The 24,337-nt window shown below is 66.8% G+C and carries 28 protein-coding genes; 19 read left to right on the top strand and 9 right to left on the bottom strand.

Annotated elements, in window-relative coordinates; translation table 11 throughout:
* Positions 1 to 71: 71 nt before the first annotated feature.
* Positions 72 to 668, top strand: a complete 597-nt coding sequence (locus ACR9ZH_RS09765) for a glycine zipper 2TM domain-containing protein (protein WP_481290571.1) — start codon at positions 72 to 74, stop codon at positions 666 to 668.
* Positions 669 to 696: 28 nt separating this feature from the next.
* A complete protein-coding gene (locus ACR9ZH_RS09760; protein WP_481290570.1) occupies positions 697 to 1,164 on the top strand; it encodes an outer membrane lipoprotein in 468 nt (155 codons plus the stop codon).
* Between the two features lie 101 nt (positions 1,165 to 1,265).
* On the opposite strand, the gene ACR9ZH_RS09755 is transcribed toward ACR9ZH_RS09760, so the two are convergent.
* On the bottom strand, positions 1,266 to 1,700 hold the full coding sequence (locus tag ACR9ZH_RS09755; protein ID WP_481290569.1) for a cell wall hydrolase: 435 nt from the start codon (positions 1,698 to 1,700) through the stop codon (positions 1,266 to 1,268).
* 431 nt (positions 1,701 to 2,131) lie between these two features.
* Complete coding sequence (gene ygfZ / locus ACR9ZH_RS09750) at positions 2,132 to 2,755, bottom strand: CAF17-like 4Fe-4S cluster assembly/insertion protein YgfZ (RefSeq protein ID WP_481290568.1); 624 nt, start codon at positions 2,753 to 2,755, stop codon at positions 2,132 to 2,134.
* Between the two features lie 295 nt (positions 2,756 to 3,050).
* Here ygfZ and ACR9ZH_RS09745 point away from each other — a divergent pair, with 295 nt between their 5' ends.
* The 9 genes from ACR9ZH_RS09745 (at position 3,051) to lolD (ending at position 9,465) form a co-directional block, all read left to right on the top strand.
* The gene (locus tag ACR9ZH_RS09745) at positions 3,051 to 3,218 is read left to right on the top strand and encodes a DUF1674 domain-containing protein (protein ID WP_167023934.1); all 168 of its coding nucleotides are present in this window, start codon (positions 3,051 to 3,053) and stop codon (positions 3,216 to 3,218) included.
* Between the two features lie 57 nt (positions 3,219 to 3,275).
* On the top strand, positions 3,276 to 3,668 hold the full coding sequence (sdhC, locus tag ACR9ZH_RS09740) for a succinate dehydrogenase, cytochrome b556 subunit (protein ID WP_481290567.1): 393 nt from the start codon (positions 3,276 to 3,278) through the stop codon (positions 3,666 to 3,668).
* Positions 3,665 to 4,051 (top strand): succinate dehydrogenase, hydrophobic membrane anchor protein, encoded by a 387-nt coding sequence (gene sdhD, locus ACR9ZH_RS09735; protein WP_481290566.1) that lies wholly within the window; start codon positions 3,665 to 3,667, stop codon positions 4,049 to 4,051. The genes sdhC and sdhD overlap by 4 nt, the downstream gene beginning before the upstream one ends.
* 3 nt (positions 4,052 to 4,054) lie before the next feature.
* A complete protein-coding gene (gene sdhA, locus ACR9ZH_RS09730; RefSeq protein WP_481290565.1) occupies positions 4,055 to 5,839 on the top strand; it encodes a succinate dehydrogenase flavoprotein subunit in 1,785 nt (594 codons plus the stop codon).
* 21 nt (positions 5,840 to 5,860) lie between these two features.
* On the top strand, positions 5,861 to 6,646 hold the full coding sequence (locus ACR9ZH_RS09725) for a succinate dehydrogenase iron-sulfur subunit (protein ID WP_481290564.1): 786 nt from the start codon (positions 5,861 to 5,863) through the stop codon (positions 6,644 to 6,646).
* Positions 6,647 to 6,812: 166 nt separating this feature from the next.
* Positions 6,813 to 7,061, top strand: a complete 249-nt coding sequence (locus tag ACR9ZH_RS09720; RefSeq protein ID WP_481290563.1) for an FAD assembly factor SdhE — start codon at positions 6,813 to 6,815, stop codon at positions 7,059 to 7,061.
* Positions 7,033 to 7,443 (top strand): protein YgfX, encoded by a 411-nt coding sequence (locus ACR9ZH_RS09715; RefSeq protein ID WP_481290562.1) that lies wholly within the window; start codon positions 7,033 to 7,035, stop codon positions 7,441 to 7,443. Before ACR9ZH_RS09720 ends, ACR9ZH_RS09715 begins: the two co-directional genes overlap by 29 nt.
* A gap of 95 nt (positions 7,444 to 7,538) precedes the next feature.
* A complete protein-coding gene (locus ACR9ZH_RS09710; protein WP_481290561.1) occupies positions 7,539 to 8,780 on the top strand; it encodes a lipoprotein-releasing ABC transporter permease subunit in 1,242 nt (413 codons plus the stop codon).
* On the top strand, positions 8,773 to 9,465 hold the full coding sequence (gene lolD, locus ACR9ZH_RS09705) for a lipoprotein-releasing ABC transporter ATP-binding protein LolD (protein WP_481290560.1): 693 nt from the start codon (positions 8,773 to 8,775) through the stop codon (positions 9,463 to 9,465). The genes ACR9ZH_RS09710 and lolD overlap by 8 nt, the downstream gene beginning before the upstream one ends.
* Before the next feature lie 112 nt (positions 9,466 to 9,577).
* On the opposite strand, the gene ACR9ZH_RS09700 is transcribed toward lolD, so the two are convergent.
* Entirely contained in the window at positions 9,578 to 10,324 is a 747-nt protein-coding gene (locus tag ACR9ZH_RS09700) for an anti-sigma factor family protein (protein WP_481290559.1), read from the bottom strand.
* Complete coding sequence (locus tag ACR9ZH_RS09695; RefSeq protein ID WP_481290558.1) at positions 10,321 to 10,833, bottom strand: RNA polymerase sigma factor; 513 nt, start codon at positions 10,831 to 10,833, stop codon at positions 10,321 to 10,323. The genes ACR9ZH_RS09700 and ACR9ZH_RS09695 overlap by 4 nt, the downstream gene beginning before the upstream one ends.
* Positions 10,834 to 10,962: 129 nt before the next feature.
* Here ACR9ZH_RS09695 and ACR9ZH_RS09690 point away from each other — a divergent pair, with 129 nt between their 5' ends.
* From ACR9ZH_RS09690 to ACR9ZH_RS09680, 3 genes are read left to right on the top strand one after another with little or no spacing between them, the layout of a single operon-like run.
* Positions 10,963 to 12,027, top strand: coding sequence for a catalase family peroxidase (locus ACR9ZH_RS09690; protein ID WP_481290557.1), 1,065 nt, complete (start codon positions 10,963 to 10,965; stop codon positions 12,025 to 12,027).
* Positions 12,024 to 12,566: a cytochrome b gene (locus tag ACR9ZH_RS09685; protein ID WP_481290556.1), complete on the top strand. Its 543-nt coding sequence runs from the start codon at positions 12,024 to 12,026 to the stop codon at positions 12,564 to 12,566. The genes ACR9ZH_RS09690 and ACR9ZH_RS09685 overlap by 4 nt, the downstream gene beginning before the upstream one ends.
* 39 nt (positions 12,567 to 12,605) lie before the next feature.
* On the top strand, positions 12,606 to 13,643 hold the full coding sequence (locus ACR9ZH_RS09680; protein ID WP_481290555.1) for an aminopeptidase: 1,038 nt from the start codon (positions 12,606 to 12,608) through the stop codon (positions 13,641 to 13,643).
* Positions 13,644 to 13,759: 116 nt separating this feature from the next.
* Here ACR9ZH_RS09680 and ACR9ZH_RS09675 read toward each other — a convergent pair whose 3' ends face one another.
* Positions 13,760 to 14,566, bottom strand: coding sequence for a c-type cytochrome (locus tag ACR9ZH_RS09675; RefSeq protein WP_481290554.1), 807 nt, complete (start codon positions 14,564 to 14,566; stop codon positions 13,760 to 13,762).
* Between the two features lie 82 nt (positions 14,567 to 14,648).
* On the opposite strand from ACR9ZH_RS09675, the gene ACR9ZH_RS09670 reads away from it, so the two are divergent.
* Together ACR9ZH_RS09670 and pncB are read left to right on the top strand one after the other, a co-directional pair.
* A complete protein-coding gene (locus ACR9ZH_RS09670; RefSeq protein WP_481290553.1) occupies positions 14,649 to 15,032 on the top strand; it encodes a thioredoxin family protein in 384 nt (127 codons plus the stop codon).
* Positions 15,029 to 16,216 carry a nicotinate phosphoribosyltransferase gene (gene pncB / locus ACR9ZH_RS09665; RefSeq protein WP_481290552.1) on the top strand — a complete coding sequence of 396 codons (1,188 nt, stop codon included), beginning with the start codon at positions 15,029 to 15,031 and terminating at the stop codon, positions 16,214 to 16,216. The genes ACR9ZH_RS09670 and pncB overlap by 4 nt, the downstream gene beginning before the upstream one ends.
* A 100-nt stretch (positions 16,217 to 16,316) precedes the next feature.
* On the opposite strand, the gene ACR9ZH_RS09660 is transcribed toward pncB, so the two are convergent.
* From ACR9ZH_RS09660 to ACR9ZH_RS09650, 3 genes are all read right to left on the bottom strand, one after another.
* Complete coding sequence (locus ACR9ZH_RS09660; protein WP_481290551.1) at positions 16,317 to 16,766, bottom strand: glycine zipper 2TM domain-containing protein; 450 nt, start codon at positions 16,764 to 16,766, stop codon at positions 16,317 to 16,319.
* A 94-nt stretch (positions 16,767 to 16,860) separates the two neighbouring features.
* Entirely contained in the window at positions 16,861 to 18,048 is a 1,188-nt protein-coding gene (locus ACR9ZH_RS09655) for a cation:proton antiporter (protein WP_481290550.1), read from the bottom strand.
* A 49-nt stretch (positions 18,049 to 18,097) separates the two neighbouring features.
* Complete coding sequence (locus tag ACR9ZH_RS09650) at positions 18,098 to 19,558, bottom strand: MFS transporter (protein ID WP_481290549.1); 1,461 nt, start codon at positions 19,556 to 19,558, stop codon at positions 18,098 to 18,100.
* A gap of 113 nt (positions 19,559 to 19,671) precedes the next feature.
* Between ACR9ZH_RS09650 and ligA the strand changes: the two genes are divergently transcribed.
* The 3 genes from ligA to gloA2 are packed head-to-tail and all read left to right on the top strand — an operon-like array spanning position 19,672 to position 23,398.
* Positions 19,672 to 22,062, top strand: a complete 2,391-nt coding sequence (gene ligA / locus ACR9ZH_RS09645; RefSeq protein ID WP_481290548.1) for an NAD-dependent DNA ligase LigA — start codon at positions 19,672 to 19,674, stop codon at positions 22,060 to 22,062.
* Entirely contained in the window at positions 22,059 to 23,009 is a 951-nt protein-coding gene (gene epmA / locus ACR9ZH_RS09640; RefSeq protein WP_481290547.1) for an EF-P lysine aminoacylase EpmA, read from the top strand. The genes ligA and epmA overlap by 4 nt, the downstream gene beginning before the upstream one ends.
* 5 nt (positions 23,010 to 23,014) lie before the next feature.
* A complete protein-coding gene (gene gloA2 / locus ACR9ZH_RS09635; RefSeq protein ID WP_481290546.1) occupies positions 23,015 to 23,398 on the top strand; it encodes an SMU1112c/YaeR family gloxylase I-like metalloprotein in 384 nt (127 codons plus the stop codon).
* A 251-nt stretch (positions 23,399 to 23,649) separates the two neighbouring features.
* Here gloA2 and ACR9ZH_RS09630 read toward each other — a convergent pair whose 3' ends face one another.
* Positions 23,650 to 24,336, bottom strand: a complete 687-nt coding sequence (locus ACR9ZH_RS09630) for a DUF2461 domain-containing protein (RefSeq protein ID WP_481290545.1) — start codon at positions 24,334 to 24,336, stop codon at positions 23,650 to 23,652.
* Position 24,337 lies beyond the last annotated feature (1 nt).

Below are 24,337 nucleotides of genomic sequence, written 5' to 3'. Positions count from 1 at the left end.
CGTCGTTCAGTTTAGCGATTGTCAAATGGGACCGAGGCGGCTGAACCGCCGATCCACAGTGGAGATAGGGTATGAGCAGGTTGAAGATTTCCGTCCTGAACGCGGGTTTGGGCGCGGTCCTGGTATTTGGCCTTTCCGCCTGCAACCGCGATGCGAACGCCGATGTGGCAAACGCTTCGGGCCCTGGCGCGGCCGGACCTGCGGCTTCGGAGCCGGCAGGCCCGAAGTACGCGCGCGTGGTGAGCGTGGACCCGGTGCGCGAAGCGGCCACCGCGCCGAAGCGTGAGTGCCACGACGAAGTGGTGACCCACCGGGCGCCGGTGAAGGATCAGCACCAGATCGCAGGCACCGCCATCGGCGCCGTGGCGGGCGGCCTGCTCGGCAACCAGATCGGCGGTGGCAAGGGCCGCACGCTGGCGACGGTGGCCGGTGCGGTGGGCGGCGGTTATGCCGGACACGAGATCCAGGAGCGCCGCCAGGAAACGAATACGGTGACCAGCACGGTGCGCAAGTGCAGCACCGTGCCGGGCAGCAGCGGCGACAAGATCGTGGCCTATGACGTCCGCTACGAATACAACGGCGTGACGCGCTCGGTCCGCATGGATCACGATCCGGGCGATCGCGTGGAAGTGCAGGAAGGCGTCTCGGTGGTTTCGGACGCGCGTTGATCCATCGATCCCATCGGGAGGACTAGCCATGCATAGCATTGTTCGCCAGATCGGCCTCGTCGCCGCCGCCCTCGCCACGCTGTCGCTGGCGGCGTGCTATGAGCAGCCGCGGCGGGTGTATCGCGACGACACGGTGGCGTATTCAAGCGCGCCGCGAGGATGCGCGCAGTGCGGTGTCGTCGATGACATCGAGCAGGTCTACGTGCAGAAGGACTCCTCGCCCCTGGGCGCCGTGATCGGCGCGGTTGCCGGCGGCCTGTTAGGCAATACCATCGGCAAGGGCGATGGCCGTTCGGCGGCCACGGTCGGCGGCGCGGTGGTCGGCGGTGTCGTCGGCAACCAGGTAGGCAAGCGCAACGGCGCCGACGACGTGGCCTTCCGCGTACGCATCAGGCTGGACGACGGCCGCTGGGCCACGGTGACGCAACGCGAGGATCCGCAGCTTCGCCGCGGCGATTACGTCGAGGTGCGCGGGGATCGCGTTTATCGGCGTTAGACGTCTGGACGTCTAAACGAAAAAAGCCCTCATCCGAGGGCTTTTTTTTGGGGAATCCCAAGCTGCCCGCCTGGATTCCCGTCCGCGCAAATTGTCGCGCGTCAGTTGACGGCGTAGAACGCGTGATCGCCGATCTTGCGCACCACGCGGCTGGCGGACCAGCTCGGTGCGACGGCGACTGTTGCGAAGTGATCGGCCTGCGGCACGTAGACGAGGCGTTCGCTCTTCGGCAGGCTCCAGTTGTTGAGGGAATCGCCAGCGATCTTCCATGCCTTCGTCCAGGCGACGAGATCGGTGACCTCGAAATCTTTCGGCGTGGTGGTGATGGCGAACTGGCGCGGCGCCTTGACGACTTCGCACACGTTGTTGCCGCCCATGCCGCGATCGCGACGCCTGAGGGCGACTTCCGCCACCGCGTACTGGCCGATGGTGGGTTCGCTGCGTGCTTCGAGATAAACCGTCGTCGCCAGGCACGTCTGGTCGGCGAGGTGGCTCGGGAGGACGGACGCCATCCAGAGCAAAGCGGAGAGTTTCATGTGTTTCTGCCTCCAACGAGCTTTTCCGTCACTTGCGGCCGGAAGGCCATGGGAGACGTATGAGCGGTAGACGGGCGGGCAGGCCGTTACTACCTGGACCAACCGATGGCATCCGTTCACTCAGAAAACACGGATGACTCGGGCGTCACACATCGTGACTGTACTGGGCGACTGTCCGGAGTCGTCCGGTATGGGGTGTTGGCGCGCGCAGCACGGGGGTGCGCATCGCTCTCTCCGGTGGGGACCGGGTCGCGCCAGAACCGTCATCTTCGACGGATCGTCGCGGGTGTAACCGTGTCGAAACACCACGGCCACGTGAATGGGATCGGCGGAGACTAGTGGCGCGCTGCGAATTGCGCAAGTGCGCGCACTGCTCGGTTCAGCTTCGACTCACACACGATATTCGAAAGAATTTTGCGATGCAGCGCACATTACGCAGCGAATGTCGAAATGAGATGAAGGCGCGCATCGCCGATGTCAAGAGTCTCCTCCTGCGACACTATGTCGTCGAGTACGACAAGAGTCGTAGGCGATTTGCCGATGCACGCGTTCATCAACACGATGCCTGCATCCTTTCCGTTAATGCGCAATGTTTGACCTTCATCAAGCGCGACGTCGCCGTCGATGCGCGCGGCATGCAGATGACGCTTGTGACCACCGAGGAAGTGCAGGCGCGCCGCGATTTCCTGGCCCGGAAAACAACCTTTGTCGAACGCGACCGCACCCAGTCGTTCCATCGACAGCGCCGGCGGAAGTAACGCGCCCAGTGCTGCGTCCGGCAGCCATGCAAAACCTTTTGCGATGTGTCGCGCGATCCATGCGTCATGACCGCTATGCACACCGACGCGCAACGACGCATCGCCTTCGCCGAACGACAGGCTGCCGTCGTCGTCTTCGCGCACACGGCCGTCGTCGAACGCATCGCCATCGCTCACGTGCATGGCGTCGGAGACATGGATCTTCACCTTCGAGCGGAACACGAAGCGCGTGAGATCCTGCGCGAGCGCCTGCGCATCGCCGCCGCGCGGCAGCAGCACGAACCGGTCCTCGGCCACGCGGGCCACCTGGAGCAGGGCCCGTACCCGGCCCTTGGGGTCCAGCCAGCCGCTCCAGTGCCAGCGGCCGGTGGCGAGGGCGAGGATGTCGCTGCTGAGCTGGGCATTGGCGAAGCCGGCGGCATCGGGGCCGGCGAGGGCGATCGTGCGAGTGGTAGTGCTCGGCATGCGGGAGGCAAAGAGGGTGGGGAGGGAGTAAGATATACGGTCCGGTGGCGCCCTTCCCAAGGTCCCCGGTGTTCGTCAAGGTTGTGCTGCCGTGGCACAGGTATTACGCTTTCAGGGCTTTATAACCATGTCCGACAATCCCTCCGAACCCAAGGGCACGAACGATTCCGCTCCGGCGAAGCCGCTCGTTCCGCCGGTCGTCCCCACGAACGGCGAAGCAGGGGTCGAGAAAGCGCCATTGGACCCAACGCGTTACGGCGACTGGGAAAAGAACGGACGCTGCATCGACTTCTGAGAACCGGAAGGCGAGGAAGACTGTCGGGCACCAGCGATTCCAATCAGGATAGCCGCCATGGCACAAACGGGACGCCCGCTCTCACCGCATCTCCAGGTCTACAAGTGGCAAGTGCAGATGGTGACCTCCATCCTGCATCGTGCCACCGGCATCGTTCTCGCCGTCGGTAGCCTCCTCCTCGTGTGGGGCCTCGCCGCCCTTGCAGCCGGTCCGGACGCCTTCGCGACCTTCAAGGACTACGCCGGCAGCGCCATCGGCACGGTCGTGCTCATAGGCTGGACCCTGGCCTTCTTCTATCACCTCGCCAACGGCATCCGTCACCTGGTGCAGGACACCGGCTCGGGCTATTCGATTCCCGCGTTCGTCCGCAACAGCTGGCTCTCGATCGTCGTCGCCATCGTGCTCACCGTCGCCGTCTGGGCGTACGTGCTCGCCGGGGGCCACGCATGAGCCGGGATCTGCGCAATCCGCTTGCCCGCGCCCGCGGCCTCGGTTCGGCGAAGGAAGGCGTCAGCCACTGGCTGGTCCAGCGCGTCACCGGCCTCGCCCTCGTCTTCCTCACCGTCTGGTTCGTGGTCACGGTCCTTGGCCTGATGCACGCCGACTATGCGGCTGCCCGCGACATCCTCGCGAAGCCCTGGAACGCCGTGCTGCTCGTCGCCCTCCTAGTCACCTTGTTCCGCCATGCGGTGCTCGGCCTGCAGGTCGTGATCGAAGACTACGTCCACACGCGCTGGCTCGAAGTGGCCTCGCTGGTGCTCATCAAGTTCATCGCCGTACTCGCCATGCTCGCTGGCGTACTGGCCGTGCTGCGCGTCGCGCTCGGAAACTGATCGATGGAAGCCTACAAGGTTCAACAACACAAGTACGACGTGATCGTGGTCGGCGCCGGCGGCGCGGGCCTCCGCGCCACCTTCGGCCTGGCCGAGAAGGGGCTCAAGGCCGCGTGCATCACCAAGGTGTTCCCGACCCGCTCGCACACGGTGGCGGCGCAGGGCGGTATTTCCGCCGCGCTCGGCAACATGGGCGAAGACGATTGGCGCTTCCACTTCTACGACACGATCAAAGGCTCCGACTGGCTCGGTGACCAGGACGCCATCGAGTACATGTGCCGCGAAGCCATTCCGGCCATCATCGAACTCGAACATTACGGTGTGCCGTTCTCGCGTACCGAGGAAGGCAAGATCTACCAGCGTCCGTTCGGCGGCATGACCACGCACTACGGCCAAGGCACCGCGCAGCGCACCTGCGCCGCCGCCGACCGTACCGGCCACGCCATCCTGCACACGCTCTACCAGCAGGCGCTGGCGCACGACGCCACCTTCTTCATCGAATACTTCGCCATCGACCTCATCTTCGAGGAAGGCAAGTGCGTGGGCGTGCTCGCGCTCGACATGAACGAGGGCACCCTGCACCTGTTCCGCGGCCATGCGGTCGTGATGGCCACCGGCGGCTACGGCCGTGCGTATTTCAGCGCCACGTCGGCGCATACCTGCACGGGCGACGGCGGCGGCATGGTGCTGCGTGCCGGCCTGCCTCTGCAGGACATGGAGTTCGTGCAGTTCCACCCGACGGGTATCTACGGCGCCGGCTGCCTCATCACCGAGGGCGTGCGCGGCGAGGGCGGTTACCTCACCAATTCGGAAGGCGAGCGCTTCATGGAGCGCTATGCGCCGAACGCGAAGGACCTCGCCTCGCGCGACGTGGTCAGCCGCGCGATGACCATCGAGATCCGCGAAGGCCGCGGTGTGGGCCCGAACAAGGACCACATCCACCTGAACCTGATGCACCTCGGTCCCGAGGTCATCCACGAGCGCCTCCCGGGCATCGCCGAATCCGCGCGCATCTTCGCGGGCGTCGACGTCACCAAGGAGCCGATCCCGGTGCTGCCGACCGTCCACTACAACATGGGCGGCATCCCGACCAATTATCACGGCGAAGTCGTCACCAAGCTCGGTGAGGATCCCGATGCCGTGGTGCCGGGCCTGTTCGCCATCGGCGAAGCGGCCTGCGTGTCGGTGCACGGCGCCAACCGTCTCGGTTCCAATTCGCTGCTCGACCTGGTGGTCTTCGGCCGCGCGGTGGCGCATCGCTGCGCCGAGATCGTCAAGCCGGGCACGCCGCACCGCGACCTGCCGGCCAACGCGCTGGACAAGGTGCTGGCCCGCTTCGACGCGCTGCGCTACGCCAACGGCAGCACGCCCACGGCGCAGATCCGCGCCGAGATGCAGAAGACCATGCAGTCCGACGCCGCGGTGTTCCGTACCGGCGAGACGCTGAAGGAAGGCTCGCAGAAGATCTCCGAGGTCTTCACGAAGTTCCAGGACGTGAAGGTCACCGACCGTTCGCTGGTCTGGAACTCCGACCTCATCGAGACGCTGGAACTGTCGAACCTGCTCGCCCAGGCCGTGGCCACCATGCACTCGGCCGAGCAGCGTCCGGAGAGCCGCGGCGCCCATGCCCGCGAGGACTTCCCCGAGCGCGACGACCACGACTGGCAGAAGCACACGCTGGTGTGGATCGACGAGGCCGGCAGGTCGCGCTTCGACTTCCGTCCGGTGCACATGTACACCCTGACGGACGATGTCGAAGTCGTGCCGCCGAAGAAGCGCGTTTACTGATACCGGACCGGAGAGGCCATCGTGGCAGAGTTCACGTTACCCAAGAATTCCAAGATCCAGACCGGCAAGCATTTCCCGGCGAAGGGCGCGAAGAACGTGCGCACCTTCAAGGTCTACCGCTGGACGCCGGACGACGGCCAGAACCCGCGCACCGATACGTACGAGGTGGACCTCGATACGTGCGGCCCGATGGTTCTCGACGCCTTGCTGAAGATCAAGAACGAGATCGATTCCACGCTCTCGCTGCGCCGTTCGTGCCGTGAAGGCATCTGCGGTTCCTGCGCCATGAACATCGCCGGCACGAACACGCTGGCCTGCACCAAGGCCATCGAGGACTGCGGCAACGGAACGGTCAACATCTACCCGCTGCCGCACATGCCGGTGGTGAAGGACCTGGTGCCGGACCTCACGCACTTCTACGCGCAGTTCGCGTCGATCAAGCCGTGGATGCGCACGCAGAGCCCCGCCCCGGCCGACAAGGAGCGCCTGCAGTCGCCGGAAGACCGCAAGAAGCTCGATGGCCTCTACGAGTGCATCCTCTGCGCCTGCTGCTCCACCTCCTGCCCGAGCTACTGGTGGAACGGCGACCGCTACCTCGGTCCGGCCATCCTGCTCCAGGCCTACCGCTGGATCGTGGACAGCCGCGACGAAGACACCGGCAACCGCCTGGACGACCTCGAGGATCCGTTCAAGCTGTATCGCTGCCACACGATCATGAACTGCGCGCGCACCTGCCCGAAGGGGCTGAATCCGGCGAAGGCGATCGCGGAGATCAAGAAGCTGATCGTGGAGCGCCGCTCGGCCTGACGGATGCCGTCCTCCGGCCGGAGGACGGCGCTGGACATCCTGTAGGAGCGCGCCTGCGCGCGACAGCTTTTCGGCTCAGTCCCCAAGCTGGCGCGCCAGTTCGGAGGCACGGCCTCAAAAGCTGTCGCGCGCAAGGCGCGCTCCTACATTGCCTGAGGTTCGTACGATGGACGAAGCCCGCCTCAAACGCCTTCGCTGGCGCACCCGCCGCGGGACGCGCGAGCTGGACCGTCTTTTCGGCGGCTGGCTCGACGAGCGCTTCGCCGACGCCGACGACGCCACGCGGCTGGCATTCGACGAACTGCTCGACGTGCAGGATCCCGATCTCTGGGATTGGGTGATGGGCCATGCCCGCGCCCCGCGCAACGACTGGCAGGCCATCATCGATGACATCCGCACGAGGCACCGTCTTTGAGCACCGGCCTTCGGCCACGCTGACGACCCTGGCGGCGGCGGTGCTGTGCCTCGCCATCGTCGCTCCGTTCCTCACGTCCTTGCCATGGTATCTCCGCTGCGTCCTGGCGGCGATCGTGGGCACTCATGGCCTTCGGCGCCTGCATGCCTTCCGGCGCCCGCCCGTTACCGCCCTCCGGCTGTCGCCGGGCGGGTTGTGGACGGTCACCCTGCGCTGTGGCCGTGACGTCCCGGCCGAACTGACGCATTCGCGGCTTTTCGGCAGCGCGGTGTTCCTCCACCTGCATTGGCGGCGCGGCGCGGGGCAGGTGGCCCTCCTGCCGGACAACACCCCGGCCGACGATCTTCGCCTTCTCCGCGCCCGGTTGCGCACCGCCGTTTAGCGGATCGGCTTGCCCCGGCAGGCTGCATCGGGCACTCTGCGGCGCGGTGCGTGTCTCATTTGGCGCCCCCTCATCCCAGGCTGTTGTCGACAGGTATGTTCAGACCCCTAGAGCTCTTCATCGGACTGCGCTATACGCGGGCGAAGCGTCGCAACCAGTTCATTTCCTTCATTTCCACCGTGTCGATCGTATGCATCGCGATCAGCGTCACCGCGCTCATCACGGTGATGTCGGTCATGAACGGCTTCGACAGCGAGCTGCGCAACCGCATCCTGGGCGCCGTCTCGCACGTCACCGTGTCAGGCATCGACGAAACCGTGCAGAACTGGCAGACCGCGGTGAAGACCGCCGAGTCCACGCAGCACGTACGCGGCGCCGCGCCTTATGTGGAAATCCAGGCCTTCCTGCAGGCCCGCCGGCCCAGCGGCGCGCTCATCCGCGGCGTCGTGCCGTCGATGGAGCCCAAGGTGTCCGACATCGACCAGCACATGGTCGAAGGCAAGATGACCGACCTGACCGACCGCAGCTGGAAGATCGTGCTCGGGCGCGAACTCGCGCTGACCCTCGGCGTGCAGGTGGGCGACAAGGTCACCGTGGTGGTGCCGCAGTTCACGGCCACGCCGATGGGCGCCGTGCCGAAGCTGCGCAGCTTCACCGTCAGCGGCATCTTCGAGCTCGGCATGCAGGAATACGACGCGAACCTCGCGCTCATATCCATGCAGGACGCCGAACGGCTGAATGGTTTCGACGGGCCCACCGGCATCCGCCTGAAGCTCGACGACATGCGCGAGGCCTGGCCGGTCGCGCAGGAGCTGGTGAACAAGCTGGGCCAGGCCTATCGCGTCGAGACCTGGATGGACACCCACGCCAACTTCTTCCGCGCCATCGACATGGAAAAGAAGGTGATGTTCATCATCCTCTCGCTGATCATCCTCGTGGCCGTGATCAACCTCATTTCCATGCTGATGATGCTGGTGACCGACAAGCAGGCCGACATTGCCATCCTGCGCACGCTGGGCTCCACGCCGCGCAGCATCATGGGCATGTTCATGGTGCAGGGCGTGCTCGTGGGCATCGTCGGCATCGGTTTCGGCGTGCTGCTCGGCGCGCTGCTGTCGCTCAACCTGCCGGCCATCGTGAAGTGGATCGAGCATGTCACGGGGCAGAACTTCCTCTCGCCGGACGTGTACTACATCAGCGAACTGCCCAGCCAGCTGCTCTGGTCCGACGTGGGCTGGGTGGTGCTGGTGACCTTCGCGTTCTCCCTGCTGGCCACGCTGTACCCGGCGTGGCGCGCCTCGCGCACGCAGCCCGCCCAGGCGCTCCGCTATGAATAAGCCGAACGACATCGTCCTTCGCGCCACCGGCGTCGCCAAGGTCTACGAGGAGGGCGACCTGCGCACGGGCGTCCTCTCCAATGTGAACTTCGCGCTGCGCCGTGGCGAGACCATGGCCATCGTGGGCGCATCCGGCTCGGGCAAGTCCACCCTGCTGCACATCATCGGCGGCCTCGACACGCTCACCGCTGGCAAGGTCGAGGTGAACGGCCGCGTGCTTTCGGAACTGTCGGATGCGGAGCGTGGACGCGAGCGCAACCGCTCGCTGGGCTTCATCTACCAGTTCCACCACCTGCTGCCGGAATTCACCGCGCTCGAGAACGTGTGCATGCCGCTGCTGATCCGCGGCGTGTCGATCGGGCAGGCGGAAAAGGAAGCCACGGCCTTGCTGGAACGCGTGGGCCTGGGTGCGCGCCTGCGTCACCGTCCGGCGGAGATGTCCGGCGGCGAGCGCCAGCGCTGCGCCGTGGCGCGCGCCCTGGTGACGCGTCCCGCCTGCGTCCTCGGCGACGAGCCCACGGGCAACCTCGACGAAGCCAACGCGGCGCACGTGTACGAGCTGATGCTGGAACTCAACCGCGAAATCGGTACGAGCTTCGTGCTGGTCACTCACGATTCGCGTCTGGCGGGCCGCATGGACCGTACGCTGGAACTGCACTCTGGCGAACTGCACGAGCGGGCGTAGGAGCGCGCTTGCGCGCGACATCTTTTCGCGAAGAGCAACAGGCCCTGTTGCGCATGGCCCCCAAAGATGTCGCGCGCAAGGCGCGCTCCTACAGCGCGCAGCGGTGCTATGCCTAGATCGCCTTCCCGGTCACGCGGTCCGCCGCCTGGCGGCCTGCCGGGTCGGCCTGGGTGACCACGGCGTAGTTGTGCTCTCCTGCGGACCAGTAGTTCGCCAGCAGACCGTCGTCCTCGCGGGAGCCGCGCGGCAGGAAATGCCGGGCCGGGCCTGGCGGGCGGACGTAGAAGCTCACCGTGTGGCCCTTGCCGTCATCGTAGAGCACCATCGCCGCCGGGCCCTGGTCGGTGGCGAACAGGCGTCCGCCCATGGGGCGGAAGCCGGCGTCGGCCAGGTCGGGCAGGCGGACGTCGGAACCGACGCGGCCGGCGAGCCAGGCGCGCAGGTCGCCCTCGTTGCCCGTGGTGATGTCCATGCCGACGCCGTGATCCAGGGCGAGCAGCCGGTAGGCCTGCATGGCGTCGGCCATCGGCGCCTCGCTGCTGCCCATGCCCCGCGCAGCCCAGCCGCCGATGCCGCCCACGGCGAGGCACAGCACCACGCCGGCGGCGGCAGCCCAGCGGCGTACCCGGCGGCGGCGGACACGTTCGCGCACCCGCGCTGGATCCAGCGCCGGTGCCGGGGCGAGATCGCCCGCCAGCAGCGCGCGCAACTGCTGCGCGTCCTGGCGCCACCCCTGCACCTCGTCGTGCTGCTCCGGGTGCCGCGCGAGGTAGCGCTCGACTTCGCCACGGCGGGCGCCATCCAGATGGCCGTCCACATAGGCATGGATATCGTGTTCGCTGGGGGGCGTGAGGTTCATTTCAGCAATCGCAGGGAAGGGGATTGGGGGTCGCCTTCGCCAAGCTGGCGCAAGGCGCGGCGCGCGCGGGACAGCCGGGACATCACGGTGCCGATGGGGATCTCCAGGATGTCGGCGACTTCCTGGTAGCTCAGGCCTTCCACGGAGATCCAGATCAGCAGGCTGCGCTGTTCCGCCGGGAGCGAGGCGAACGCCGTCAGGGTGGAATGCGCGATGGCTACCCGTTCCGCGGACGGCCAGGTCGGTTCTTCGTGGTCGAGCGAGCCGAGCAGCAGGGCGTAGCGGCTCGCGCGGCGTTTTCCGTCGAGGAACTGGCGGTACAGGATTGCGAACAGCCAGGCCCGCAGGCTTTCCTCCTCCCGCCGCGAATGCCAGCGCGCCAGCGCGCGTTCGATCGTGGACTGGACGAGGTCGTCGGCCGCATGGACGTCGCGGGCGAGCCACAGCGCGAAGCGCCGCAGGCGCGGCAGCATCGTGCGCAGGGCATCGTCGATGTGCGGGTCGGACATGCCGGGCCTCCGCCGGGCGCTTCGTCGGACGTATGACGTCCGGTGGCATGGATTATTCCCCCGTAAGGGAATAAAAGTCCCTGACGTACGTCCCACCCTGGAACGCCAACTTCGACAGGACGCAGACACATGACGCAAGAACCCGCTAACAGGGCCCACCCACCGGCACATACGGGTTGGCGCTGGGCACTGATCGGCCTCGCCGTGGTGGGCTCCGCCGCCGCCTTCGGTTACGTGGGCGGCTGGTTGGCGCCCCATCGGCTCACCCCCAGGCGAATGATCGATACCTTGCAGGCCAACGGCGGCGAGCATCCGGGCTTCCGGCGCAACCATGCCAAGGGCGTCTGCGTCGCCGGGCGCTTCGAGTCGAACGGCGGACTGGCGCGCTATTCCACGGCGGGGCTGTTCGCCGCCGGGGTATCGACGCCCGTGGTGGGACGGTTGGCTATCCCCGGCGGTAACCCTTACGCGGCCGACAGCAGCGTCCCGATCCGCAGCTTCGCGCTCCGCTTCGATCTGGCCGACGGCGAGCAATGGCGCACCGGCATGAACGCGATGCCGCTCTTCCCGGTGTCGACACCGCAGGCCTTCTATGAGCTGCAGGTGGCGACCCACCCGGACCCGGCCACTGGCAAGCCCGATCCCGCGAAGGCGGGCGCGTTCTTCAAGTCGCATCCCGAAACGGCGGGTTTCCTCACCTGGGTGAAGACGGCCAAGCCGTCGGCCAGCTACGCGACGGAGACCTACCGGAGCATCAACGCTTTCTACCTCCGCGATGGCGAAGGGCAGCGCCATGCGGTCCGCTGGATGGTGGTGCCGGAGCAGCCGCCCGAAGGGGACGGCGGGCCCGCGGCGGGCGATACCGATTACCTGGCCGCGGACCTCTCGAAGCGTCTTGCCGCGGGGCCGCTGCGCTGGCACCTGCAGATGGTCCTTGCCGCGTCCGGCGATCCTGTCGACGACGCGACCCGCGCATGGCCCGCCGACCGGCAGGTGGTGGATGCCGGTACCCTCGTCATCGATGCGGCCCAGCCGCAGGCCGACGGTCCTTGCCGCGACGTCAACTACGATCCGACGATCCTGCCCCGCGGCATCGAAATCTCGGGCGATCCGCTGATCGTGGCGCGCTCGGCCGCCTACGCGGATTCCTATCTGCGCCGCACCAGCGAGGAAGCCCGGGAGACCAAGCGATGAGCCGCTTTCATACGTTCCATCCGTTCGCCCGCGTGCTGCACTGGCTGATGGCGGCGATGATCCTCGCCATGCTGTTCGTCGGCGCGGGCATGGTCAGCACCGTCGAGACGAAACACGAATGGCTGCTGGCGATCCACAAGCCGCTCGGTATCACGATCTTCGTACTGGCGCTGATCCGGCTCGGTTTCCGGCTGACCCACCGCGCGCCGCCGCTGCCCGCGGATCTGCCTGCGTGGCAGAAGCTTGCGGCGCACGGTTCGCACTGGCTGCTTTACGCGCTGATGATCGCGATGCCGCTGATCGGCTGGGGCATGCTCTCCGCCGGAAATTATCCGGTCACGCTCGGTGGCGGTCTGCTGCTGCCGCCGATCCTTCCGTCCGATCCGGTGCTGTTCGCCTGGTTGCGCGAGGCGCACCGGTATCTTGCCTGGCTGTTCTTCCTCACCTTCCTGCTGCACATGGGCGCCGCGCTGATGCACGGGCTGATCCGCAGGGACGGGGTGTTGCAGTCGATGACGGGGACACGCATGCCGGATTGAAGGGGCCCAGCGACTCTCGCGGTACGGCACAATGCTCCGATGCGCCTGACGCTCGCCGCCATCGTCGTGTTCCTGATCGCAGGTTGCCGTTCCATCGGCTACTACGCCCATGTCGCGCACGGCCAGGCGGCGCTGCTCAACGAGCGGCGCCCCATAAGCAAGGTGCTGGCGGATCCCAATACGTCCGACACCACGCGCAAGCGGCTGGAACTCGCGACCGAGGCACGCCGCTTCGCGTCGGCAAAGCTCGACCTTCCGGACAATCGCAGCTACACCTATTACGTGCAGCTCGATCGGCCCTGGGTCGCGTGGAACGTCTTCGCCACGCCCGAGCTGTCGGTCGCCCCGGTGACACACTGTTTTCCGATTGCAGGCTGCGTGGCGTACCGCGGCTATTTCCGCAAGGACCTCGCCGATCGCGAGGCGGCACGCCAGCGGGCGCTCGGTCATGACGTCGCCCTCGGCGAGGTACCGGCGTATTCCACGCTGGGCTGGTTTGCCGATCCCATCCTCAGCAGCATGCTGCGCTGGGACGACGACGAACTCGCCGGCACGATCTTCCACGAGCTGGCCCACCAGAAGATCTACGTGAAGAACGATTCGTCGTTCAACGAGTCCTTCGCTACCTTCGTGGAGCGGGAAGGGGTGCGCGAATGGCGCGCATCGCGGAACCAGGCGGCGCCGGACGGCAAGGGCGATGCGCTGGAGCATTCGTTCACCGGACAGATCCTCGCGTTGCGCGATCGCCTTAAGGAAATCTATGCGCAGGCGTGGACCGACGATGCGAAGCGCGTGGCCAAGGCGGAGGCCTTCGAGGATTTCCGCGGCCGCTACCTCGCCTGGCGCGACAGTGAGGCAGGCGGCGACCATCGTTACGACCGCTGGATGTCGCGTCCGCTCAACAACGCCACGCTGCTGCCATTCGGCCTTTACGACACCTGGGTGCCATCCTTTGCGACCTTGTTCGACGAGTGCGGGCGCTCGTGGCCGGCGTTCTTCGCGCGGGTGAAGAAGTTGTCGCAACTGAAACCCACCGAGCGAACCCAGGAACTCCAGCGCCTGCAGCGACCCTCGTAGGAGCGCGCCTGCGCGTTTATGCCCGCGTCGGGTACGACATGTTTTGGGGCCGTGACTTGAAGCTGGTGCGTAATCCTGGAAACCGGGGCGAAAAGATGTCGCGCGCAGGCGCGCTCCTACGGTGCGCTTCTGCGGTTTGCCATGTGCTTCAGGTAGGCGATCAGGTCGTCCAGGTCGGCATCCGACAGCACCTTCCGGTCGAAGGCCGGCATCTTCGCCTGCGGCCAGTGGCGCAGGTCCTGCGGATTGCGCACCAGGGTGCGCAGCATGTCCTCGCGCAGGTATTCGGTGGGGCTGTGCGGGACGTTGAGGTCCGGCCCGAGCTGTGCGTCGCCCTGGCCGTTGAGGGTGTGGCAGCTCAGGCAGTTGCGCTGGAACACCGCGAAGCCGCGGCGGGCAGGTGCGTTGGCCGGCAACGAGCCCGCCGGCTGCATGGCCGGGAAGCGGTCGGCAGGCGAGGCGAGCACGCGGATGGCCGCTACCTGGTAAGGCCATTGCTCGGGCCCGACGTGTCCTGCTTCGGGATGCAGCCATACGAGGTAGAACGGCCCCGCGCTGGGCTTGTCCTTGCCGAGCTTGGGCCACGGCGCGCCCGGCGGCTCGATGGCCAGCCATGCCTCGGCGCCATGACCGTCGAGGACCAGCGAAGCCGGCACTTCGGCGGCGAAGCCGTCGAGGGCGACGAATTGCAGGTGCGCATCGGCCGGCACACCGTCCAGCAGGGCCTTGAGCGGCACGGCGCGGTAATGCGTGTCCCGGTGGTAAGAGACATCGCCAGGCACCTCGATGTCCCTGGCATCGGAGCGGGCGAGCAACTGTTCCGTCGTCAGCTTGCGCGCGCCCGAGCCGGTGTCGAGGGTCAGGGTGGCCGCCGGGGCGAGGCCGGCGCAGAGGAGGAGCAGACAGCCGAGGAAGAAGCGCACGACGAATCCCTGGTGGAGGTACCCTCGGATTATCGCCGCATCGACCCCATTTCGGCTGTTCGACCCGATCACGGATTCCCCCATGTCCGATTCCAGCGTTCCCGAGTTCTTCCAGCGCTTCCCCATGCAGCGCATCGTGGACGATGAACTCGATGCCAACCTGGCCAGCGACGACAACCGCATCGCCATCCTTTTCCTCTGGGGGCGCGACTGCCCCAACTGCGACATCGCCAAGAGGCAGATCCTGCTCACGCCCGAGCGTTTCGAGTGGCCCGAGGTGCGCTGGCTGCATGACAACGTCTACGACGATCCCAGCATGGCCACGCGTTTCGGCCTGCACGGCATCCCGGCGTTCTTCCTCTTCCATCGCGGGAAGAAGCTCGGGCGGATCACTTCCTGGCCGGGCACGCAGCCTTTCGTCGACGCGGTGAACAGGCAGATCGCCATCACGGGCGCCAGCGCATGATCGTCCAATCCCTGCTCGACACCGACCTCTACAAGTTCACCATGATGCAGGTGGTGCTGCACCAGTACCCGGCCGCGCAGGTCGAGTACCGGTTCCGCTGCCGTACGCCTGGCGTGGACCTCGTGCCGCTGCTGGGCCGCATCCGCGAAGAGCTCGCCGCGCTCTGTACGCTGCGCTTCACCGAGGAGGAACTTGCCTACCTTGGCAGCCTGCGCTTCATCGACAGCGACTTCGTCGATTTCCTCGGGCTGTTCCAGCTCAACGCGAAGTACGTGACCGTCGAGCCATCGGCAAAGGGCAACGGTGAAATCGAGATCGTCATCGCCGGGCCGTGGCTGCACACGATCATGTTCGAAGTGCCGCTGCTGGCGATCGTCAATGAGCTGTACTTCCGCTCGACCGCTCCGGACATCGACCTGGACGAGGGCAGGGCACGCCTGCGCGCGAAGATCGCGCTGCTGCGCGACACTCCCGGCTACGAAAGCGTGCGCATCGCCGATTACGGCACGCGCCGGCGCTTCTCGCGGGACTGGCACGAGGAAATGCTGGGCATCCTGCGCCGCGAGCTGGGCGAGCAGCTGGCCGGAACCAGCAACGTGTGGCTCGCGATGCGCCAGGGCCTGCGGCCCATCGGCAGCATGGCACACGAATACCTCCAGGCCTTCCAGTCGCTGGGGCCGCGCCTGCGCGATTCGCAGACCGCCGCGCTCGAAGCCTGGGCGCGGGAGTACCGTGGCGATCTCGGCATCGCGCTGTCCGATGTCTATGGCCTCGACGCCTTCCTGCGCGACTTCGACATGTACTTCTGCAAACTGTTCGATGGCGCCAGGCATGACTCGGGCGATCCGATCGCATGGGGCGACCGGGTGATCGCGCATTACGAGGCGAACCGGGTGGACCCGCGCACGAAGACCCTCGTCTTCAGCGACAGCCTGGACATCCCGCGGGTCATGGAACTCTACCGGCACTTCGCCGGGCGCTGCCTGCTTTCCTTCGGCGTCGGCACCAACCTCACCAACGACGTGGGCCCGAAGCCGATCAACATCGTCATCAAGATGGCCCGCTGCAACGGACAGCCGGTGGCGAAGTTGTCCGATTCGCCGGGGAAGAACATGGAACTCGAGGATCCGGACTACATCGCGTACCTGCGGCGCGTCTTCGACCTGCCCACGCACGCGTTGTAGGAGCGCGCCTTGCGCGCGACAGCTTTTGGGGCGTTGAGCAGCAGGGCCTGTTGCTTCTCGCGGAAAGCTGTCGCGCGCTACGCGCGCTCCTACAAAGTCCTTACTGCACGCGGGACACGTTGCCCTGGTCGTCGACCACCACGATGTCGCCCTGGCGGATGGCCGAGGCATCCTTGACCTGGACGTTGGTGTAGCCGCCGGTGCCCATCTTCAGGCGCAGCGTGTAGCTCTCGCCGCCGCCGCCCTTGCCGATGGCGTTGCCGGCGAAACCGCCGCCCACCGCGCCGCCGACCGTGGCGAGGGTGCGGCCCTTGCCCTTGCCGACCTGGTTGCCGAGGACGCCGCCGGCGATCGCGCCGATGACCGCGCCGGCGGTGCCGTGGTCGCGGCCGGCGGTGACGTTGTGTTCGATGCTCTGCACCACGCCGCACTGGTCACAGCGCACGTAGATGCCGTCGCTGCGGGTCAGCACGGCAGCCGAGGCGGGGGCGGCGACCGCCGTGGCGAGCAGGGCGGCCAGGGGAAGGCCGAGGACGGTCTTGATGTTCATGGAGGCTCCTTGGGGACGACCTGGACGTGGTCGTCTGCCGCATCAGTCTAAGGCTCTTCACTGAACGCAGATGGAGCACGATTCTCACTTCTGCTCACGGCGTCCCCGAAGCGCCATGGCGGTCGCGCAGCAAGAAGGCCAGCACCGGGGGCGTGACCATCGCCGTGAGCAACGACATGGCTACGATAACCGCATAGATCCGCTCGTCGAACACGCCCGCGGCCAGGCCCAGGGCGGCAATCACCACGCCCACTTCGCCTCGCGGGACCATGCCGAACCCGACGATGGTCGCGCCGCGCCGTCCGAGCTTGATGGCACCGAGAAAGCCGCCGGCCAGCTTGGACACGATGGCGATGAGGGTGACTACCGCGAGCATGCCCAGGGCGCTCGCGCTGCCGAGCTCCGCCAGGTTCACCTTGGCGCCGGTGACCACGAAGAAGAACGGCGTGAGGAAGGCCAGCAAGGGCGCGGTCTGCTCCTCGAGCTGGTGCCGCTGGCGCGTCTCCGAGGCGATCATGCCGGCCAGGAACGCGCCGATGATCGCTGCCAGGTGGAACTTCATCGACAGGTAGGCGAGGCCCAGGCACAGTGCCAGCACGATCGCCAGCGGGGACATCGGGTTGCTGGGCTTTTCCAGCCAGCCCGAGCCCCTGCGCATGACCCGCGTCCCGGCCCAGCCGATGACGGCGACGAAGCCCACGGCGCCGAGCAGGGTCAGCAGGAGGCTGCCGATATCCACCGCGCCCCCGCCTTGCAGCGACGACACGATGCCGAGCAGGAGCATGGCGAGGATGTCGTCGATGACGGCCGCGCCGAGGATGATCCGCGCCTCGCGGCGCTGGAGCACGCCCAGTTCCTGCAGCACGCGGGCAGTGATGCCTGCGGAGGTCGCGACGAAGGCGGCGGCCACGAACATCGACTTGATCCAGTCGAAGCCCGAGCCGTGTGCCCACAGCGCGCCGAGGCCGAACGGCAGCAGCACGCCGAGGACGCCGACGAGGAAGGCGCTGGCGCCTACCTTCTTCAGGTCGTCCAGCCGCGTTTCCAGGCCGACTGAGAAAAGGAGCAGGATCACGCCGATTTCGGCGAGCACATCCAGCGGCGTCCCCACCGCGATATCGGGCAGGCTCACCCAGCCGAGGGCCGAAGGCCCGATGACGCAGCCCGCGGCGATTTCCCCGACGACGGAAGGCAGGCGCAGCCTCTGCGCCAGCTCGCCGCCGATCTGCGCGGCGACGAAGATGATGAACAGGATCAGCAGAATGCCGGCGGAATCGTGCATGGGATCGTTCCAGATCAAGCCGCGAAGGAAGGCGCGGTGTCCTTGTGAGTTATACCGTGGCGGGCCGCGTTTCGCGCAATCTGCCGAAAATCCAGCTTCCGGCGAGGGTGACCATGCCCAGCATGGTCACCGACCAGCGGAAGGCCCGGACGTAACCGTCCGCGCTGTGCGAGTCGAGGAAGCCGGCCATGAGCAGCGAGGCCAGGGCGATACCGAAGCTCATCGACAGGTACTGCGCCGTGGAGGCCATCGACGATGCCATCGAGGCGTGCTTCACGTCGAGGTCCACGTAAGCCAGCGTGTTCATCGAGGTGTATTGCAGCGACATCACCGCACCGTACACGTACACGAAGCCGGCGATGAGCCAGGGCGGCGTATGCGGCGAGAGGAAGGCGAACGAACACAGCACCACCGACACGGCGATGGTGTTGCCGAGCAGCAGCTTGCGGTAGCCAAAGTGCGTGAGCAGGCGGTCGATGAAGGGTTTCACCGAGATGGAGCCTATGGCCTGCGGCACCATCATCATGCCGGCGGCCAGGGGCGACCAGCCACAGCCGATCTGCAGGAACAGCACCAGCAGCAGGTACATGCCTGACACGCCGAGGCGGGTGAACAGGTTGCCGGCCAGCGACACCCAGACGCTGCGTACCTTGAGCAGCGAGAGGTCGGTCACCGGGTGATCCGTGCGCCGGCTATGCCACACGTAGAGCGTGGCCAGCGCGATCGCACCCAGCGCGTAGCCCGTGATCGCGACCGCATGGCCCTTCGTGCCGAGCGTTTCCGCGGCCATCAGGCATAGCGCGGACGCGCCGGCGAAAAGCATGAAACCGAAGGTGTCGAAACGGTGCGCGCGGTCAAGCCGGTAATCCGGCATCTCGCGGCGGTTCAGCACGAGGCCGAGGATGCCAACGGGCACGTTGATGAGGAAGATCAGGCGCCAGTTGGTGAACTCCACGAGCGCGCCGCCGATCAGCGGACCGAACACCGAGCCGAGCAGGCCAAAGGTGGCGACCGTGGTCATCGACTTCACGAACTCGTGGCGATCGATGCTGCGCACGAGCACGTAGCGGCCCACCGGCATGAGCGCGGCGCCGCCGAGTCCCTGCAGGATGCGCGAAAACACGAGCTCGGGCAGCGTTTGGGCCAGGCCGCAGAGCAGCGAGCCCAGCGAGAACACGAGGATGGCGCCGCCGAAGACCCTGCGCGTGCCGAAGCGGTCGCAGAGCCAGGGACTCATGGGGATGAAGACCGCCAGGGTCAGGACGTAGCAGGTGAGCGCCGTGCGCATGCTCAGCGGGGTGACCTGGAGCGCGCTCGCGATGGCGGGCACGGCCGTGTTCACGATGGTCGAGTCCAGGGCCTGCATGAAGAACGCGGCCGCGACGAGCCAGATCAGGCCGCGATAGCGCGCCGTGCTGGAGGGCTGCGCCGGTGCGAAGGCGGGGCGGTCGGATGGAAGGCCTGGGACGTCGTCGGTATGCGGGTCGGTGCTGACGTCTTCGAGAGGCATGGCCGGGAAATTATAGCGGATGAGAATGCAGGCGGGTGTCCCTTGCTTTTGCCGCGGCTTCGGCCGAGAGTTCAGGGTCGCGTCGGTCGTACGCACCACCACGGACCTTGCCCATGCCCCAAGCCATCGCCCCTGTCGAAGCCGTCGAGCGCGCGCGGGACCTGCGCAGGCGCATCGAGGACGCGAACTACCGCTACCACGTCCTCGACGAGCCCGATATCGCGGATGCCGAATACGACCGGCTGATGCGCGAGCTCGAGGCGCTGGAGGCGGAGTATGCGGATCTCGCCAGCGACGACTCGCCCACGCGGCGCGTGGGCGCCCGTGCCCATGGCGGCTTCGCCGAGGTGGTGCACGCGGTGCCGATGCTGTCGCTCGGCAACGCCTTCGAGCAGGAAGGCGACACCGATCGCGAGAAATACCGCGAGGTGGCCGACTTCGAACGCCGTATTGAACAGACCCTGGGACGCAGACAGCCGGTGTTCTCGGTGGAGCCGAAGCTCGACGGGCTCGCCATCAGCCTGCGCTACGAGAACGGTGTCTTCGTGCAGGGCGCCACGCGCGGCGACGGCGCGGTGGGCGAGGACGTCACCGCCAACCTGCGCACGGTGAAAGCCATCCCGCTGCGCCTGCGCGGCGAGGGCTGGCCGCGCGTGCTCGAGGTGCGTGGCGAGGTGATCATGCCCCGCGCCGCCTTCGAGGCCTTCAACGAGCGCGCACGCGCCGCGGGCGAGAAACCCCTGGCCAATCCGCGCAATGGCGCGGCGGGTTCGCTGCGCCAGCTGGATCCCGCGGTGACCGCCAAGCGTCCGCTGGCCTTCTTCGCCTATGCCGTGGGCCGTGTCGATGGCGGCGACCTGCCGGAGACGCATTCGGCCACGCTGGCGAAGCTGCGCGAATGGGGTTTCCCCGTGTCGCCCGAGGTATCCACCGCGAAAGGTTTCGAAGGCCTCATCGCGTACTTCCGCCGGATCGGCGAGAAGCGCGACAGCCTGCCGTACGACATCGACGGCGTCGTCTACAAGCTCGACGACTACGAAGGCCAGAATGAGATGGGCTTCGTTTCGCGGGCGCCGCGCTGGGCCATCGCGCACAAATACCCTGCGCAGGAACAAATGACGACGGTGGAGGGCATCGAGATCCAGATCGGCCGCACCGGCGCTGCCACGCCGGTGGCGCGGCTGGCCCCCGTGCAGGTGGGCGGCGTCACCGTCACCAGTGCCACCCTCCATAACGCCGACCAGATCGCGCGCCTCGACGTGCGCGTCGGCGACACCGTGATCGTGCGCAGGGCCGGCGACGTCATTCCCGAGGTGGCGCGCGTGGTGATGGAAGGGCGGCCGGCGAACACGGTGCCCTGGAAGATGCCGGAGACCTGCCCGGTGTGCGGGTCCGAGCTCCTGCGCGAGGAAGGCGCGGCGGCCTACCGCTGCTCCGGCGGCCTCATCTGCGGCGCGCAGCGCAAGGAAGCCCTCATCCATTTCGCGTCGCGCCGCGCCATGGACATCGACGGCCTGGGCGACCGCTTCGTGGACGCCCTCGTCGAGTTCGACATGGTGCATACGCCCGCCGATCTCTACGCGCTCACCGTCGACAGCTTCGTGCGCATGAAGACGCTGGCGGACGAACGCGACGGTTCCACGCCGGAAACGGTGAAGCAGGGCAAGGTCGCCACGAAGTGGGCCGAGAACCTCGTGGCGTCCATCGCAGCGAGCAAGAAGAGCACGCTGCCGCGTTTCCTCTTCGCGCTGGGCATCATGCACATCGGCGAGAGCACGGCGAAGACCCTCGCCACGTGGCTGGGCTCGCTCGCCGTCGTGCGCCGCACGCCGGCAGCGGTGCTGCGCGTGCTGCCCGACATAGGCGACGAGGTGGCCACCTCGATCGCCGCGTTCTTCGAGCAGGAAGGTAACCAGAAGGTCGTGGACGCGCTGCTGGCCGCAGGCATCACCTTCGCCGACGAAGGCGCGCCCTCGCCGAAGCTGCGCGACCGCCTGGGCCTCGACGTCCTGCTCGAGGCGGCGAAGGTGCCGAAGTTAGGTCCGAAGAACGTCGCCTTGCTCGCGAAGACGTACAAGAGCGTGCAGGAACTGGTTTCGGCCGGCGAACACAACTGGATCGTCGCCGGCGTACCGGCCGCTGCCGCGGCCAACCTGTGGGCGCACATCAGCGAGCCGGCCAACTACCGGAAGCTGGTCAACGATTTCGTCGACATGGCCTGGCTGCTCGACCAGCTTCCGGCCAGGGCCGCGGCCGCGCTGCCGCTCGAAGGCCATACCTATGTCATCACCGGCACGATGGAGACGCTGAAGCGCGACGACGCCACCGAGCGGCTGGAGTCGCTGGGGGCGAAGGTCGCCGGTTCGGTCTCGAAGAAGACGACCGGCGTCTTCGCGGGCGAGGCCGCCGGCTCGAAGCTCGACAAGGCGAACGAGCTCGGCGTGCCCGTCTACACGGAGGCCGATCTCCTGGCCTTGCTGGCCGAACACGGAGTCGCGCCATGAAAGACCTCGGGCAGCTGCGTCTGCGTGCCGCCACGTATGCGCGGATCCGCACGTTCTTCGCCGGCCGCGGCGTGCTGGAAGTGGAGACGCCGATCCTCTCCGCGGCGGGGAATACCGACCCGAACATCCAGAGTTTCAGCACGCGCTTCAGTGGTCACGTCGATGCCGGTCCGCGGGAACGCTGGATGCGCACCTCGCCCGAGTTTCCGATGAAGCGCCTGCTCGCGGCCGGTATCGGCGACTGCTACGAACTGGGCCGGGTCTTCCGCGATGGCGAGGCGGGTGGCCGGCACAATCCCGAATTCAGCATGCTCGAGTGGTACCGCGTCGGTTGGGACGAGGCGAAGCTCGCCCGCGAGGTGATCGACCTGCTGGAGAAGCTGCTGCTGGAAGCGGGGCGCACGTTCGACGTCGTGGAGACGACCTATCGCGGCCTCTTCCGCGACACGCTCGGCGTGGACCCGCTGACCGACCCGCTCGAACGGATCCAGGCGCCCCTGGCCGGCATCGGCCTCGATCCGCAGGGCCTGGAGCGTGACGACTGGCTGGACCTGCTGATGACGCATCGTATCCAGCCAGGTTTTCCGCGTGACCGGATCACGGTGGTCTCGGACTACCCGGCGAGCCAGTGCGCACTCGCACGCATTCGCCCGGGCGACCCGCCGGTGGCGAAGCGTTTCGAGGTCTATGTGGGCCCTTATGAGCTCGCCAACGGCTACCACGAACTCAACGACGCGGCGGAACAACGCGCGCGCTTCGAGCGCGACAACGCTAAGCGCCGCGAGCGCGGCCTGCCGGAAGTGCCGATCGACGAGAACCTGCTGGCCGTGCTGGATGGCATGCCGGATTGCGCGGGCGTCGCGCTCGGTGTCGAGCGTCTGTTGATGGTCCTCTCGCGCACCGACGCGATCGCCGACGTGCTCGCCTTTCCGTTTTCCGAGGCGTGAGTCCGATGCTGGAAGCCATCCACCACGTGGCGCTGATTTGCTCCGACTATCCGCGTTCCAAGGCGTTCTATACCGAGGTGCTGGGGTTCAGGGTGCTCCACGAGGCGTACCGTGAGGCGCGCGACTCGTGGAAGCTGGACCTCGAAGTCAGTCCGGGCGTGCAACTGGAACTGTTCTCGTTCCCGTCGCCGCCGAAGCGCCCGTCGCGTCCTGAAGCCCAGGGCCTCCGGCACCTGGCGTTTTCCGTGCGCGACATCGATGCCGTGGTGGCCACGCTGGCCGAACGCGGCGTCGCGTGCGAACCCATTCGCACCGACGAATACACCGGCCGCCGCTTCACCTTCTTCGCCGACCCGGACGACCTGCCGATCGAGCTCTACGAGTTGTAGGAGCGCGCCTGCGCGCGACATCTTTTGAGGCCTCGAGCAGCAGGGCCTGCGGCTCTGTCGCTAAAAGCTGTCGCGCGCAAGGCGCGCTCCTACAGGCCCGTCCGGAATTCTGCGACCTTGACCGAGCTCTGTAGGAGCGTGCTTGCGCGCGACATCTTTTGAGGCCGTGAGCATCAGGGCCTGTGGCTCTTCGCGAGAAGCTGTCGCGCGCAAGGCGCGCTCCTACAGGTCTATGGGCTTCCTGCTGGTCTTTAGAACTCCAGTTCCTGTGCGGCACAGAGGTAGTCCACCATCGGCGCCAGTCGCTTGAAGTTGTCCACCACGAACGGCAGCAGTTCGGATGAACAGGCCAGCGCCTCGTCGAAGTCCTGCCCGGCGGCGAAGTTCTTCCGCTTCAGGTCCTCGATCAGCTCATGGCTCGCATCGAATCCGCGCGGCGGCCGCGACAGGCTGTCGCCCCAGAAGCTGAAGCGCTCCACGAACGCCTTTGAATGCGTCGCACGCTTCCATGCCCCGGGATTGTCGGCAAGGAACTCGCGCAGCTTCTTCAGCACGGGCGGCTCCGGATGCCACATGCCGGCGCCGACGAAACACTCTCCCGGCTGGATGTGCAGGTAGAAGCCGGGCGCCTGGATCTCGTGGCGGCGCTCATGGAAGAAGCGCGAGCCCTGCCAGCCCTTGTATGGCTGCTTGTCGTTGGCGAATCGCGTATCGCGGTGGATGCGATACAGCGAGCCGCCCACCTTGCGCGTGTCGGCGCGGAAGTGCGGGCTGATCTTCTGCAACGGCGCGGCGAGGTCGCCGATCAGTGCAAGGAACGGCTCACGCACATGGCGCTCGTAGTCGTCCTTGTGCTCCTGGAACCATTCGCGATTGTTGTTGCGAACCAGCGATTTGAAGAAGCGGAAGGTGGCGGGCGTGAAATAGGTCTTGGGCATG

It is taken from the genome of Luteibacter sp. SVR4-7G, assembly GCF_056755555.1.
Note: the sequence above shows the minus strand (reverse complement) of the source record. Positions and strands in the feature narration are given on the sequence as shown.

Coding starts and splice junctions, on each gene's coding strand:
- ACR9ZH_RS09765 (WP_481290571.1), top strand. CDS start 72: ATGAGCAGGTTGAAGATTTCCGTCCTGAACGCGGGTTTGGGCGCGGTC.
- ACR9ZH_RS09760 (WP_481290570.1), top strand. CDS start 697: ATGCATAGCATTGTTCGCCAGATCGGCCTCGTCGCCGCCGCCCTCGCC.
- ACR9ZH_RS09755 (WP_481290569.1), bottom strand. CDS start 1,700: ATGAAACTCTCCGCTTTGCTCTGGATGGCGTCCGTCCTCCCGAGCCAC.
- ACR9ZH_RS09745 (WP_167023934.1), top strand. CDS start 3,051: ATGTCCGACAATCCCTCCGAACCCAAGGGCACGAACGATTCCGCTCCG.
- sdhC (WP_481290567.1), top strand. CDS start 3,276: ATGGCACAAACGGGACGCCCGCTCTCACCGCATCTCCAGGTCTACAAG.
- sdhD (WP_481290566.1), top strand. CDS start 3,665: ATGAGCCGGGATCTGCGCAATCCGCTTGCCCGCGCCCGCGGCCTCGGT.
- sdhA (WP_481290565.1), top strand. CDS start 4,055: ATGGAAGCCTACAAGGTTCAACAACACAAGTACGACGTGATCGTGGTC.
- ACR9ZH_RS09720 (WP_481290563.1), top strand. CDS start 6,813: ATGGACGAAGCCCGCCTCAAACGCCTTCGCTGGCGCACCCGCCGCGGG.
- ACR9ZH_RS09715 (WP_481290562.1), top strand. CDS start 7,033: ATGACATCCGCACGAGGCACCGTCTTTGAGCACCGGCCTTCGGCCACG.
- ACR9ZH_RS09710 (WP_481290561.1), top strand. CDS start 7,539: ATGTTCAGACCCCTAGAGCTCTTCATCGGACTGCGCTATACGCGGGCG.
- lolD (WP_481290560.1), top strand. CDS start 8,773: ATGAATAAGCCGAACGACATCGTCCTTCGCGCCACCGGCGTCGCCAAG.
- ACR9ZH_RS09700 (WP_481290559.1), bottom strand. CDS start 10,324: ATGAACCTCACGCCCCCCAGCGAACACGATATCCATGCCTATGTGGAC.
- ACR9ZH_RS09695 (WP_481290558.1), bottom strand. CDS start 10,833: ATGTCCGACCCGCACATCGACGATGCCCTGCGCACGATGCTGCCGCGC.
- ACR9ZH_RS09690 (WP_481290557.1), top strand. CDS start 10,963: ATGACGCAAGAACCCGCTAACAGGGCCCACCCACCGGCACATACGGGT.
- ACR9ZH_RS09685 (WP_481290556.1), top strand. CDS start 12,024: ATGAGCCGCTTTCATACGTTCCATCCGTTCGCCCGCGTGCTGCACTGG.
- ACR9ZH_RS09680 (WP_481290555.1), top strand. CDS start 12,606: ATGCGCCTGACGCTCGCCGCCATCGTCGTGTTCCTGATCGCAGGTTGC.
- ACR9ZH_RS09670 (WP_481290553.1), top strand. CDS start 14,649: ATGTCCGATTCCAGCGTTCCCGAGTTCTTCCAGCGCTTCCCCATGCAG.
- pncB (WP_481290552.1), top strand. CDS start 15,029: ATGATCGTCCAATCCCTGCTCGACACCGACCTCTACAAGTTCACCATG.
- ACR9ZH_RS09660 (WP_481290551.1), bottom strand. CDS start 16,766: ATGAACATCAAGACCGTCCTCGGCCTTCCCCTGGCCGCCCTGCTCGCC.
- ACR9ZH_RS09655 (WP_481290550.1), bottom strand. CDS start 18,048: ATGCACGATTCCGCCGGCATTCTGCTGATCCTGTTCATCATCTTCGTC.
- ACR9ZH_RS09650 (WP_481290549.1), bottom strand. CDS start 19,558: ATGCCTCTCGAAGACGTCAGCACCGACCCGCATACCGACGACGTCCCA.
- ligA (WP_481290548.1), top strand. CDS start 19,672: ATGCCCCAAGCCATCGCCCCTGTCGAAGCCGTCGAGCGCGCGCGGGAC.
- epmA (WP_481290547.1), top strand. CDS start 22,059: ATGAAAGACCTCGGGCAGCTGCGTCTGCGTGCCGCCACGTATGCGCGG.
- gloA2 (WP_481290546.1), top strand. CDS start 23,015: ATGCTGGAAGCCATCCACCACGTGGCGCTGATTTGCTCCGACTATCCG.
- ACR9ZH_RS09630 (WP_481290545.1), bottom strand. CDS start 24,336: ATGCCCAAGACCTATTTCACGCCCGCCACCTTCCGCTTCTTCAAATCG.